Origin of the sequence: Hyphobacterium marinum (assembly GCF_036330325.1) — a bacterium.
Taxonomy (GTDB): Bacteria; Pseudomonadota; Alphaproteobacteria; order Caulobacterales; family Maricaulaceae; genus Hyphobacterium; species Hyphobacterium marinum.
Genome location: NZ_JAZDRO010000002.1, coordinates 255,412 through 267,675 on the forward strand (window position 1 = coordinate 255,412; position 12,264 = coordinate 267,675).

General features: G+C 64.1%; 13 protein-coding genes and 1 tRNA gene. 8 read left to right on the plus strand and 6 right to left on the minus strand.

All coding sequences use genetic code 11. The features are described 5' to 3' along the window. Nucleotides 1-33: 33 nt before the first annotated feature. The gene (locus V0U35_RS06250; RefSeq protein WP_330195818.1) at nucleotides 34-1,065 is read right to left on the minus strand and encodes an efflux RND transporter periplasmic adaptor subunit; all 1,032 of its coding nucleotides are present in this window, start codon (nucleotides 1,063-1,065) and stop codon (nucleotides 34-36) included. A 290-nt stretch (nucleotides 1,066-1,355) separates the two neighbouring features. Between V0U35_RS06250 and V0U35_RS06255 the strand changes: the two genes are divergently transcribed. Beyond that, complete coding sequence (locus V0U35_RS06255; RefSeq protein ID WP_330195819.1) at nucleotides 1,356-1,874, plus strand: CarD family transcriptional regulator; 519 nt, start codon at nucleotides 1,356-1,358, stop codon at nucleotides 1,872-1,874. Nucleotides 1,875-1,978: 104 nt separating this feature from the next. Then, nucleotides 1,979-2,875, plus strand: a complete 897-nt coding sequence (locus V0U35_RS06260) for an RNA polymerase factor sigma-32 (protein ID WP_330195820.1) — start codon at nucleotides 1,979-1,981, stop codon at nucleotides 2,873-2,875. Here the strand turns inward: V0U35_RS06260 and V0U35_RS06265 are convergent. Then, complete coding sequence (locus tag V0U35_RS06265; RefSeq protein ID WP_330195821.1) at nucleotides 2,872-3,648, minus strand: thermonuclease family protein; 777 nt, start codon at nucleotides 3,646-3,648, stop codon at nucleotides 2,872-2,874. The two genes, V0U35_RS06260 and V0U35_RS06265, sit on opposite strands and share 4 nt — an antisense overlap. Nucleotides 3,649-3,668: 20 nt before the next feature. On the opposite strand from V0U35_RS06265, the gene V0U35_RS06270 reads away from it, so the two are divergent. Beyond that, a complete protein-coding gene (locus V0U35_RS06270) occupies nucleotides 3,669-4,313 on the plus strand; it encodes a 2-hydroxychromene-2-carboxylate isomerase (protein WP_330195822.1) in 645 nt (214 codons plus the stop codon). A 30-nt stretch (nucleotides 4,314-4,343) separates the two neighbouring features. Beyond that, nucleotides 4,344-5,666, plus strand: a complete 1,323-nt coding sequence (locus V0U35_RS06275) for a PQQ-dependent sugar dehydrogenase (protein WP_330195823.1) — start codon at nucleotides 4,344-4,346, stop codon at nucleotides 5,664-5,666. On the opposite strand, the gene V0U35_RS06280 is transcribed toward V0U35_RS06275, so the two are convergent. The 3 genes from V0U35_RS06280 to V0U35_RS06290 all read right to left on the minus strand — a co-directional run bounded on the left by V0U35_RS06280 (nucleotide 5,658) and on the right by V0U35_RS06290 (nucleotide 9,369). Next, nucleotides 5,658-6,434: an isocitrate lyase/PEP mutase family protein gene (locus tag V0U35_RS06280; RefSeq protein ID WP_330195824.1), complete on the minus strand. Its 777-nt coding sequence runs from the start codon at nucleotides 6,432-6,434 to the stop codon at nucleotides 5,658-5,660. The two genes, V0U35_RS06275 and V0U35_RS06280, sit on opposite strands and share 9 nt — an antisense overlap. Continuing rightward, the gene (locus V0U35_RS06285) at nucleotides 6,431-7,510 is read right to left on the minus strand and encodes a bifunctional transcriptional activator/DNA repair enzyme AdaA (RefSeq protein WP_330195825.1); all 1,080 of its coding nucleotides are present in this window, start codon (nucleotides 7,508-7,510) and stop codon (nucleotides 6,431-6,433) included. Before V0U35_RS06285 ends, V0U35_RS06280 begins: the two co-directional genes overlap by 4 nt. A 374-nt stretch (nucleotides 7,511-7,884) precedes the next feature. Further along, complete coding sequence (locus V0U35_RS06290) at nucleotides 7,885-9,369, minus strand: sensor histidine kinase (protein WP_330195826.1); 1,485 nt, start codon at nucleotides 9,367-9,369, stop codon at nucleotides 7,885-7,887. Between the two features lie 213 nt (nucleotides 9,370-9,582). On the opposite strand from V0U35_RS06290, the gene V0U35_RS06295 reads away from it, so the two are divergent. Continuing rightward, nucleotides 9,583-9,659, plus strand: a tRNA-Arg gene (locus V0U35_RS06295). 17 nt (nucleotides 9,660-9,676) lie between these two features. Here V0U35_RS06295 and V0U35_RS06300 read toward each other — a convergent pair. Next, the gene (locus tag V0U35_RS06300; RefSeq protein WP_330195827.1) at nucleotides 9,677-10,066 is read right to left on the minus strand and encodes a MerR family transcriptional regulator; all 390 of its coding nucleotides are present in this window, start codon (nucleotides 10,064-10,066) and stop codon (nucleotides 9,677-9,679) included. A gap of 112 nt (nucleotides 10,067-10,178) precedes the next feature. Here V0U35_RS06300 and V0U35_RS06305 point away from each other — a divergent pair, with 112 nt between their 5' ends. The 3 genes from V0U35_RS06305 to V0U35_RS06315 are packed head-to-tail and all read left to right on the plus strand — an operon-like array spanning nucleotide 10,179 to nucleotide 12,256. Further along, nucleotides 10,179-10,829 (plus strand): cation efflux transmembrane domain-containing protein, encoded by a 651-nt coding sequence (locus tag V0U35_RS06305; RefSeq protein ID WP_330195828.1) that lies wholly within the window; start codon nucleotides 10,179-10,181, stop codon nucleotides 10,827-10,829. After that, the gene (locus tag V0U35_RS06310) at nucleotides 10,816-11,313 is read left to right on the plus strand and encodes a methyltransferase family protein (RefSeq protein ID WP_330195829.1); all 498 of its coding nucleotides are present in this window, start codon (nucleotides 10,816-10,818) and stop codon (nucleotides 11,311-11,313) included. The genes V0U35_RS06305 and V0U35_RS06310 overlap by 14 nt, the downstream gene beginning before the upstream one ends. 52 nt (nucleotides 11,314-11,365) lie before the next feature. Then, a complete protein-coding gene (locus tag V0U35_RS06315) occupies nucleotides 11,366-12,256 on the plus strand; it encodes a hypothetical protein (protein WP_330195830.1) in 891 nt (296 codons plus the stop codon). Nucleotides 12,257-12,264 lie beyond the last annotated feature (8 nt).

Sequence of the window (12,264 nt, forward strand, 5' to 3'; positions counted from 1 at the left end):
CGCGCCCGATGGAGCGCTGTCCTTCTTCACAGTCTATTCGACAAATGTGACGCGTGCGGCCATGTCCGGCAAAATCCGCCCGTCGCGTTCCTCGAAGGCGACACGCACCTGAATGGTGGCGCGGGCCCGGTCCGCAGTCGGGATGATCGCTTCGACCCGGGCCGGAATGCGCCAATCCGGATAGGCATCCAGAACCGCTTCGACGCGCTGGCCAGGCTCGACACGGCCGATCTGGCCTTCATTCACATCGACCTCGATTTCCAGCGAGTCCATGTCGACGAGCGTGGCCACACCGGTTCGGGTAAAACCACCGCCCGCCGAGGCCGGCGACAGTATTTCCCCGACCTGGGCATTCTTTGCGATGACCACACCGGCGAAGGGCGCGCGAACCTCATGGCGGCGGATCAGGTCTTCCTGGCTGGCGACCTGGACTTCGGCCGCCGATAGATCGGCGCGTGCCGCCGAGAGCTGGGCGATCAGGCTGTCGCGTTGGGCTTCGGCGGCGGTCACGGCAGCCTGTGAGCCGATATTGCGTTCGGCGAGGCTTTGCGCGCGCTCTGACACGACCATCGCTTCCTCGAGCTGGGCAGTGAGTGAGGCAATCCGGGACCGGGCCGAACGAACCCGGGCCTGCAGAAGATCGAGGTCGAGCCGCGCGCGCTCGTCATCCAGGCGGGCGAGAATGTCGCCGGCCTCGACCCGGGTGCCCTCTTCGACCAGGACTTCGCGGATACGGCCTGTGATCTCGGCCGACACCGTCGCCTGGCGGCGCGCCACGACATAGCCGGATGCCACCATCCCGGTTGAGCGCGGAACTGATGGCGCGGGTGTCGTGTCAGCGGCCGACTGGGCCGCGGGGGGCGGCGTTTCAGTTTGGACGGCAACCGGTTCGGGCTGGGCCGCATCGTCATCGCCACGGGTCAGCCACCACATGCCCCCGGCCCCGACCGCCAGCGAAACCAGCGCGATCATGAGAACCTGAACGAGGGATGCGCCGCTGGACACTGCACCCGCGTCCCGGTCGATGCTCAAGGAATGCAGCTGTTCACGCCGGTCGCCGGTCATTGCCCGTCCCCTTCCCGCACGGGTGTAGCAAAAAGCCGCTGGAATCCCAATTGAAATGGTGCGGTGCGGGAGAAGACTTGCCGTCGATTCCCATACGGAAGGCCTCGACTCGGCCAGCATTTGAATTTCGTCCAATTTTATGATAGGTTAACACCTACTGGACGGCGTAATACGCGCCGCCCACATCATATCGGCAACAGGTTCTCTCGTTCAGAAACGGTCTTTTTTGAAGGCTTTGTTCTGAGGCAGGGCATCTGTGTCTCTGACGCCGATCCAGACAGAGAGCTTCCATGACGAAGAAAACTGCGAACGACAACAAGTCCTTCAAAAAGGGCGATTTCATTGTGTATCCGGCCCATGGTGTCGGACGGGTGACCGGTGTGGAAAAGGACGAGGTCGCGGGTTTCGCGATCGAGGTCTATGTCGTCTCTTTCGAGCAGGACAAGATGACGCTGCGCGTGCCGACCGCGAAAGCGACGGCGTCGGGCATGCGCCCGCTGTCGAGCGACAAGATCATCAAGGACGCGCTGAAGACCCTGAAGGGCAAGGCCAAGGTCAAGCGCACCATGTGGAGCCGCCGTGCCCAGGAATACGAAGCGAAGATCAATTCGGGCGACCTGATCTCCATCGCCGAGGTCGTGCGCGACCTGCACCGCGCCGAAGACCAGCCCGAGCAGTCCTATTCCGAGCGCCAGCTTTATGAATCCGCGCTGGACCGGATGGTCCGCGAAGTGGCCGCCGTGGAAAAGATCGAACACGACGCCGCCAAGGACATGCTGGCCAAGAACCTGCTGAAGAAGGCGGCCTGATATCGCCTCTCAGCTGACGTGAAACACGCCCGGTCCGGACACGGACCGGGCGTTTTTCTTTCATGCCATTGATCCGTCCGGCGGGCGCCTGCGTATGAGCAGGCATGGAGGCTCACACACAACCCCGGGCGGCCGACACATCCGCCGATCCTGAGCGCCGCTTCATCAAGCGCGCGATGCAGGAAGACCTGCTCGAACGCGAGGAAGAGCAGGATCTCGCCTTTCGCTGGCGCGACCAGAAGGACGAACGCGCCCTGCATGCCCTGACCCAGGCCTATATGCGGCTGGTCATCGCGATGGCCGCGCGCTTCCGGAAATACGGCCTGCCCATGGCCGACCTCATCCAGGAAGGCAATGTCGGGCTGATGCTGGCCGCGGCGAAGTTCGAACCGGGCCGCGACGTCCGGTTTTCGACCTACGCCTCCTGGTGGATACGGTCCTCGATCCAGGACTATGTCCTGCGCAACTGGTCGATCGTGCGCACCGGAACGACCTCGGCGCAGAAATCCCTGTTCTTCAACCTGCGCCGCGTGCGGGCGATGATCGCAGACGCGGGCGGCGGCATGATGACCCCGGAAAACCGGGCGCGCACCGCCCGCCTGTTGAAAGTCCGCGAGGAAGACGTCGACACCATGACCGCGCGCCTGTCGGCGGCTGACCGGTCGCTGAACGCGCCAACGGCGGCAGAAGGCGAACAGGAATGGCAGGACTTGCTGGCCGACGACCGGGCCACGCCCGATGAAGACGTGATGGAACGCCATGACGCGGAACGCCGCGAGGCGTGGATCGCCGACGCCATGACGGTCCTGACCGAACGGGAACAGGCGATTATCCGCCGCCGCAAACTCGGCGAAGACACCGATACGCTCGAGGCCATCGGCAATGATCTCGGCATCTCCAAGGAGCGGGTCCGCCAGATCGAGACCCAGGCGCTGGGCAAGCTGAAAGCCGCGCTTGTCGCCCGCGTCGGCGACCCCGAAGACGCCGGGCTTATTCCTTAAGGGCCGACGATCTCCAGGCGTTCAGGATGGTCGATCACGATCATCGGCCCGTTGCGCCGGTGCAGCCAGCCGCGCACCCGTACGATCCGGTCCTGCATGTCTGCCAGATCAATCCCGGCATCCAGAAACCCGTCCGTATCGCCGACTGCAATCGACACGGTAAAGTCGGACCGGTAGTCGAAGCCGAAATTGAGATAGATGCGATCGCGTGTCTCGCCGACGCTGATGACCCGGCCTTCCACGATCTGCACGCTGTCGAGATAGAGCGCGAGCGTATTGGGATCAGCACTGCGGACGCCATAGGCCGGATCAGCCCATAATCCCAGCCCGGCGTCTCGCGCCGCCTGTTCGAGTGCCAGCAGGTTTGCCGCGCCAGACCGGGCCTCCGGCGTCGTGTAGACCATGGCCCAGCCTTCGGTGACCAATGACGTCGCGAGATCCCGCCCGCCGGGGAACGCCACAAAGGCCACCGCCCGCTCGTAACGGTCCCGGCGCAATTCGCCCTCATAGGACAGGGCCACGTCCTGACCCGCCGCGAGCCGGCGCAACGCGTCATTGGCCTCGGCATGGAGCGGTTCGCCTTCGTCCGGCTGGCGGATACCGGCGATGCGCACGTTCAGCCTTTCGCCGCCATCCGTGACCACGATCAACCCGCCCGATGCCGTGACGTCGACGACCTCGCCGCGCTCACCCGCGACACGGTCCTGCGCGAGGACCGGACCGGCAAGGATGGCGAACAGGGCCGCAAACCCGTAGAAGAGAGATCGCACCATGAGCCACATGGAGACATGGAGTGACGCTGTCTGTCGACCTTTTCTGGTCTTTCCGCAGTCCCTACAGCTATCTCGCGACGCCGCGCCTGGTCGCTCTGGAGGCCGAATACGATCTCGATATCGCCGTGCGGCCCGTACGTCCCATCGCTCTGCGCGAACCGGACTTTTTCGAAAAACGCGGCGACCGCTGGATGGGTTATACGCTGACCGATGTGGTGCGCCTGGCCGAATTTCTTGGCCTGCCCATCGCCATGCCGAACCCTGATCCGGTCGTGATCGATCCGGCAACGCGCCGCGCCGCACAGGACCAGCCCCACCTGACCCGTCTCAACCGGCTCGCCGTCGAGGCCGTCGCGCACGGATCCGGCCTCGCCTTCCTCGACCAGGTGTCACGACTGGTCTGGTCGGGTGAGCCTTGGTCGGACGGGGACCGGCTGGCCGCGGCCGTGGCCGAATCCGGGCTGGATCTCGCCGACCTCGAGGCACGGGTCGCCGGCGATCCTGATGCCCGGGATGCCGTCATCCGAGAGAATGAATCCGCCCTGGAAACGAGTGGGCACTGGGGTGTGCCGACACTGGTCTTCGAAGGAGAACCTTTCTTTGGCCAGGACCGGATCGATCTGTGTGTGTGGCGCATGAAGCAGAAAGGCCTTCAGGCGCGCTGACGCGCCAGGGCAACAGCTGGGAGACACCGAATGATCCGGATCATGTTCATTGCCGCCGTGCTCATCGTCATCGGTGGCGGGGTCTTCCTCGTCTCATGCGGGGAAACGGCCAGGTTTGCCGAGGAAGCCGGATACGGACGATCCCCGGCCTTGCCCGAACCGCGCGAAACGCTGTTACCGACGGTCAATATCGCACCGGCACGGGGCTGGCCTGATGGCGGTCTACCGGTTCCGGCCGACGGGCTTGCCGTTGCGCCCTTCGCCAGCGATCTCGATCATCCGCGCTGGATCCATGTCCTGCCCAATGGCGATGTGCTGATCGCCGAGTCCAACGCGCCGGCCAATCCGCCGATCGGCGGCATCGTCGGCTTCATCGAGCGGCGCGTGATGGAGCGCGCAGGCGCACGCACCCCCAGCGCCGACCGGATCACGCTGCTGCGGGACTCAGACGGCGACGGTGTCGTCGAAACCCGCACGGTCTTCCTGGAGAACCTGCATTCGCCCTTCGGCATGGCGCTGGTCGACGGTACGCTCTACGTCGCCAATACGAACGCCGTCGTCGCTTTCCCGTATGAGGACGGTCAGACGCGGATCGAGGCAGAAGGCACAACGCTGACCGAGCTGCCCGCCGGGCCGATTAACCGGCACTGGACGAAAAACCTGATCGCCAGCGAAGACGGCGAACACCTCTATGTCGCAATCGGGTCGAACTCGAATATCGCCGAGAACGGTCTTGAGGCTGAAGAGGGGCGAGCCGCGATCTGGGAGATCGACCGGGCGACGGGCGAGCACCGTATCTTCGCCTCGGGCCTCAGGAACCCCGTCGGCATGGACTGGGAACCGGAGAGCGGCATTCTGTGGACCGCCGTCAATGAGCGCGACGAGCTCGGCAGCGATCTGGTCCCCGACTACATGACCTCGGTCGAAGCCGGTGATTTCTATGGCTGGCCGTGGAGCTATTTCGGGACCCGTGTCGATACCCGCGTCGAACCGGCGCGGCCCGACATGGTGGAACGCGCCATGGTGCCCGACTATGCGCTCGGCGCGCACACAGCCTCGCTGGGTCTCGTCTTCGCCGATCAGTCCGGGCTTGGGCCACGCTGGCAGAGCGGCGTCTTCATCGGCCAGCACGGCTCGTGGAATCGCGTGCCGCACAGCGGCTACAAGGTGATCTATATCCCGTTTGCGGGTGGCGAACCGACGGGCGGGCCGATCGATGTGCTGACCGGCTTCCTCGACGAGGACGGGAATGCGCTCGGACGGCCTGTCGGCGTGGAGTTCGACCGGACCGGCGCGCTTCTGGTGGCAGACGATGTCGGCAACATCATCTGGCGCGTGACGCGGTCAGAGTAGTGACCTGGCCATCGCTTCCTGGCACCGGTCTTCCAGCGTTTTCATTGCTGTCCGGTAGGGGCCGGGTCCGTGACTGATCCGGGCAACGCCCAGACCGGCGAGACCGGCCCGGTCCGGCATGCCATCCAACGCCATGACATTGACCGGCAGGGACACTGTTTCACAGACATCCGCGATCAGGTCCGGATGGGTGAGGCCCGGTACAAAGAAGCCGCTCGCGCCCGCCTCGGCATAGGCTGCGGCGCGGTCCAGCGCGTCAGACAGAAGCGCAGCGTGTTTCGACCGGTCGGGTTCAGCCAGGAAGTGGTCGGTTCGCGCGTTGATGAAAAGCGGAATGCCTGCAGCGTCCGCCGCTTGGCGGATCGCGGCGATGCGGGCGGCCTGTACCTTGGTGGAGAAAAGCCCCTCTCCCGCCACGATCCTGTCCTCGAAATTGATGCCGACCGCTCCGGTCGCGATCAGGCGCGTGACGTTTGCAGCGAGCCTGTCCGGTTCGGCGGTATACCCGCCCTCGAAATCAATACTGACCGGTACATCAACGTTCGCGGCGATCCGCTCCGCGATGGTCAGGAGGAGATCGAGCGGGATGTGCTCGCCATCCTGAAACCCTTGCGCGGCGGCAACTGACCAACTGCCTGTCGCAACGGCCGGTGCACCGGCGGATACCGCCGCGCGGGCGCTGCCGGCATCCCAGATATTGTAAAGAACAAGCGGGTCGCCCGTGCGGTGGAGGTCAGCGAAACGCTGGGCTTTTTCGGCCTGGGTCATGACGCGGCACGCCTTTCTGAGGTTGCGCCAGCATAGCGGCGTTCGAGGTCAATCAGGGTCTGCTTGCGCCACAGCCCGCCGCCATAGCCGGTCAGCGTTCCGTCCGCACCGATGACGCGATGGCACGGAATGACAATGGCGATCTGGTTGGCCCCATTGGCCCGCGCGACAGCGCGCGTCGCGGTCGGTTGACCGATCGCGGCAGCAATCTCGCCATAGCTGCGCGTTGCACCGGCCGGGATGGTCATGAGTTCGGTCCAGACCCGGCGGGTAAAATCCGTGCCATGCAGGGCGAGCGGTGTTTGGAAGTCCGCGCCTTCCCCGGCGAAAAAGCGGACCAGTTCGGCCTCGATCCTGTCTGTCACGCCTGTGCGGCCAATACCCAGATCGCCATCCACAGCCTTGCGCAGGCGCGCCAGCTCACCTTTGAGTGCCTTGCGTTCGGCAAATTCGAGCAGGTGGAGCCGGTCCGCATCGCAGACCGCCAGCATCGGACCCAGCGGCGTGTTGATGACATCGGCCTTCAGGGCCTCCCTGCCGGTGAAGGCGGCCGGCGCCTCGCCGAGCAGCCGTGCGAAGGCGGCGCGGAAAGCGCTGGCGGATTCATAACCGGCCTCGAACTGGGCCTCGACCACCTTGGCCCCGTCGCCGATGGCCTTCAGGCCTGATTTGACCCGCGACAGGCGGGCGAGCTCCAGGAAGGTCATGCCGAAATGACGCCGGAAGGCGCGCCGGACTGTGGACGGGTCGTGCCCGCGTGCGGCGATATCGCTTTCGCTCCAGCGGCGGGTGGGGTCGGCCCCAAGCGCACCGAGCAAATCGGTGACAGCTGGATCTGACCCGGCGGCCGGGGCAAGCGGATGACAGCGCTTGCAGGGGCGGAAGCCTGCTTCCAGCGCAGTGGCGACAGACTCGTAGAATCGGCAATTCTCGCGCTTCGGCTTGCGGGCCGGGCAGGTCAGGCGGCAGAAAATCCCGGTGGACGTAACGCCGACGAAGACGCGACCGTCATAGGTGGGATCGCGGCGCAGGAGCGCGTCATACAGAATGTCGTCATGGGGAAGGGCGAACAGCATGCCCGCTGTCTAGCAGACTCGCGGACTGCGCGGCGTCTGTTTTCGGGCGTCTATTTCGGAAAAAGCCCCGGGACCCGGCGTAGAAGACAGCGGCGCTAGATCAACAGCCAGGCGCAGACAGCGAAAATCCCGGCGACCATGAGAAGGGAGACCGTTCCGGCCATCGGTTCGTTGCGGGGATTATGCATGGTGCAACCCTTCCTTCTGCACGGCAGTCTAGTGCGATGCCTGATTCAGAAGGGTTAACGGCGCGACGGGCCTGAAAGTTCCCGCCGCACTGCCACGGCCGGCCGGGCAGCTAAGGCCGGGCGCGGCTTCGGGTGAAACAGGCTTCGGGTCGTGACCGGCGGGGCGGAAACCACCGCGCCATAACGCTATGCCAACGGCACTTTCAGTATACAGCGATAGCCGTCGCCGGTTTCAACGCTCACGGTGCCGCCATGTTTGAATGTGACGAGTTGTTCAATCAGAACATTGCCAAAACCACTGCTGACGACGGCCGCGGGACGATCCCCAGGGGAGGCCTGATCAGACCAGCAGATTTCCAGAACCACCTTGCCGTCCGTGCGGGATATACTCCAGCTCAGATCGACGACGCCTTCGCTCTGGCTCAACGAGCCGTATTTCGCCGAGTTGGTGGCAAGTTCATGCCAGACCAGACCCAGGTCGAATGCGAGTTCGCCCCCGACGACAATATCGCGGCCAGACAGAGCGATCCGGCCTTCGAACGGTTTGAGGGTTTCTTCGGCCAGCTCCCGCAGGCTGACCTGTTCCCACCCGCCGCGGGCAATCAGCGAGCAGGACCGTGCCATGCCGCCCAGTCGGAGTGAGTACTTTTCCTTCGCCTTGTCGAGTTCGGGGGTGCTGTCGATCGTATGGCGGAAGATCGAGTCGGCAACCTGCAACAGATTGCCGGCCCGATGCGCCAGCTCTCGCAGCAGGGTTTTCTGGTTCCGGTCCGCACAATCCTGCCGCCAGCGGGAGGAAATGATATTGGCGACCGATTGCAGGAAGGTGGCATCGGCAGCGGAGAAAGTGCGGGATTTGTCAGAATGCACGCCCAGAACGCCGAACGGGCGGCTCGTATTGCCCGCGATGACAACGGACATTCCGCTTTTGACATTGTGCTGGCGCAGCAGGAGCGGGCCTGAAAACCGCGTCTCCGTAGTCAGGTCGCTGACCAGGACAGGCTCATTGGCGTTCAGCGTGTATCCGGCCTGGGAGTCCTGGTCGATGCCGACCCTGGCCTTGCCAACCAGCCCGTCCCGCCACCCGACGCCGGCCCGCAGATTGAGCAGGTCCGCCTCGTCGGCGAATTGCAGAACCTTGGTCATGGGGCAGTGGAGAATCCGCGCCAGAACCTCCGTAAGGGTCTGAAGAAAGTTGTCAAAGGACTCTTCGGACAGCGCGATTGAACCGAGCTCGGCCAGTGCCCGTTGCTGCTCCAGCCGGACCGTGATCTCGGTGATGTCGCGGGAGATGATGAGATAGCCGAGACGGCTTCCGTCATCGGACCGGATGGATGTCAGCATCTCGTCCCAGACAGACAGACGGCCGGACGGGCTGTGATACCGGCCCGTGAAGCGGCCGGATCCTGCCTCATCAGCCTGCCGGGCAGCGGCGCGGGCGGTTTCGGCATCCACACCCGACCAGAATTCGAAATAGGACTGGCCGATCGCGTTTTCGGGAGCGCAGACTTCCAGGCTGTCGCAGCCGCACTGATTGATGCGCAACAACCGGCCATCGCCCGCCACCAGCTTTACGCAATCAAGACTGTGTTCGAAGAGCGAGTCATAGGTGCGGCTGCGCGCAGACAGCTCGGTGTGCGGTTCACCGATGGGCTCGATCTTCGGCTTCATTGCACACCCTCCGGGCAAGCGATTTTGGAATGCTGCAAGGCGTTTACGAGTACCAGTCGGCAAATCCTATCACTCTACCCATTCCCGCGCGACAGGTTTCTGGTGCGGCGAAGCGGAGGTGTTGCGCGGTCCCAGGCCCTGACTGTGATCGTGCGGGCCCGCTCAAAAACTTGTATGATTGTCCTTTGTCGTTATCAGAAGTCTCTACAACGCGTCCCCGTAGCTCAGCAGGATAGAGCACCAGATTCCTAATCTGGGGGTCACAGGTTCGAATCCTGTCGGGGACGCCAGTTCATCAAACCGGCTTTCAGGTCGTCGCTTCCGCGCGATCCGCGATGGACTGCAGGACCCGGCAATCGCCGACCGTCCCGCTGCCGCATGTTTCGACCACGCGCTGCAATTCCGCCCGAAGTGCCGTCAGGCGCGCGATCCGCTCGGAAATGGCTGCGACATGGCGTTTGGCAATACTGTCAGCGGCCGAGCAAGGCCTGTCGGGATCGGCCGCCAAATCCAGCAATTCGCGGATCGCCGAAAGTTCGAAACCCAACTCGCGGGCCTGGCGGATAAAGGAGAGCCGCTCCAGAGCGGCTCCGTCATAGCGGCGGTGACCACTGGCCGCGCGGGCCGGCTCCGGCATCAAGCCGTTGTGCTCATAATAGCGGATGGTTGTGACCTTGACGCCAGTACGGCGTGACAAGTCCCCGATCGCCAATGAGTTCGTCACCTGAAAAACCCCTTGAATCTATAGCGGCTGTAGATCGTATGTGAGGAGTCAGACGGCTTCACGCAAGACCCGGAGGGCAATCCGAATGGCAGGCTCCTGCTGCAGCCAACAGCCGAAATTCAACGGCGTTTCCGCCGATTTCCGCCGCGCATTGTGGATCGTCATCGCGATCAACGCGGTGATGTTCGGTGTGGAAATGGCCGCCGGAGCGATGGCGGGTTCGCAGGCCTTGAAGGCCGACGCACTGGATTTCCTCGGCGATACGGTCACCTACGCCATCAGCCTGTTCGTCATTGGCCACTCGATACGGGTTCGCGCCTCGGCAGCGCTACTCAAGGGGCTGGGACTGGCGGCGATGGGCCTGTTCGTCTTCGGAACGACACTCTGGCAGGTGCTGGTTCTGAACCAACCGAGTGCGCCGGTCATGGGAATCGTCGGCTTTCTGGCGCTCGCGGCCAATCTCGTCAGTGTCGTCGTTCTGATGCGATTCCGCGACGGTGATTCCAATGTGCGGTCTGTCTGGGTGTGCAGCCGCAATGACGCGATCGGCAATGTCGCCGTGCTCGGCGCAGCCGGGCTGGTTGCGTTGACCGGGACCGCCTGGCCCGATCTGGCGGTGGCCGCGTTGATGGCCGGTCTGTTCTGCTGGTCCGCGGTTCAAATCATCCGGCAGGCGCTGGGCGAGATGCGCGCAGTGCCTGCCTTGGCCGAAAGCGTGGGCGATGCCGTCCGCTAAGCGGTTCTACGACCGAATTTTCGGGTCCGGCCCGGCCATCGCCGCAGCGGCAGCGCTCTGTCTGCTGGCCGGCTGGGTCACCGCGCGGCTGACGCCCGTGCTGAGCCTGGACCTCCCGTTGATGTTGCGGGCCACAGCGCTCGCTTCGGGAACGATGCTGGCGCTTGGACTCATCGGCTGGAGCGTCTGGACACTGAGGCCCGAGCATCGCGGCACCGAGTTGGTGACACGCGGCCCTTTCCGCCTTGTCCGCCATCCGCTTTATGCAGCATGCCTGTCCCTGTTCGGACCCGGCCTGATCATCGCCCTTTCGCACCCGGCCTATGCCGTCGCGCTTGTCCTGGCGTACCTGGCGGCACACCGTCTGATTGGGCGCGAGGAAGCGTTGATGGCGAACTGGTTTCCAGACAGCTATCCAGCCTATTGCACCCGGACAGGTCGGTTCTGGCCGCGTCTTGGCGGCGTCATTTTCAGAGAGACTTGAGTGGACGTGTGTGCACCATGCTAGCTTTGGCAGGCACACTCCGGAGTTCACCATGCACCCTCGTCTGACCTTAGCCGTTCTTGCCGTCGTCCTTGTTTCGGCCACTCCGGCATTCGCCCAGACCGTGACGACACGCTACGAGGCTGGCGAGAGCTTTGGCTATGTGATCGAGAGCCGCGTGACGATGGGCGAAGGCGATCTGCTCTACGCCGAGCGCGCCGTGACCCGGCACGACATCAGCGCCGGCCCCGGTGTCGGTATCGAGACGATCACGATTACGGATTTTGCTAGGACCGGGGCCGACGGAGCGGTGACGGATCTTACCGAAGCGGCGGCAAGGCTCGAACCCTGGGTGGTGTCGCTGGAGGAAATGGGCGGCGTGCCCTTCCCCTTGCAGATTCCGGCGGACCTTGCGGGCGCGCTCGGCGACATCCAGAACCTCTACCGCGCCGCGCATCCGGCTTTCGGCGCGCACCGGATCAGTGAGGTCTACGCCAGCTACGAAAACGGCGAAGCGCATAGCCGGGAATGGGCGAGCCTCGACGGGCAATCACGCGGCGGGAACTGCCTGAGCGCCAATGTCCAGCTCACCCGCCTCACTGACGAGACGGAGCTCTACCGGGTGATCCTCGGTCCGCCGGACGAGGCCTGTATCGCCATGCCGGGCGAGGCGTTCGAGGGCCACGTCACCGGCACTACGCCGGACAATGTCTTCTTCGTTTCGCCGGGCGAGACCGAAGGCCGGGTCAATGTCCTGACCGGGCGAGAGGTCAACACCATCTATGTCACGCTGGACCGGGCGACAGGCCGCATCCTCGCTGGCGAATTGCGCCAGGTCCTAACTGTCCGCGTCACGAGCGATTGCCCAGCCGATTTCGACTGTGTGCCCGGTTATCCCACCGAATTCAGCCGCGAGACGACGCTGACGCTGATTGGCGACTGACCCGATCC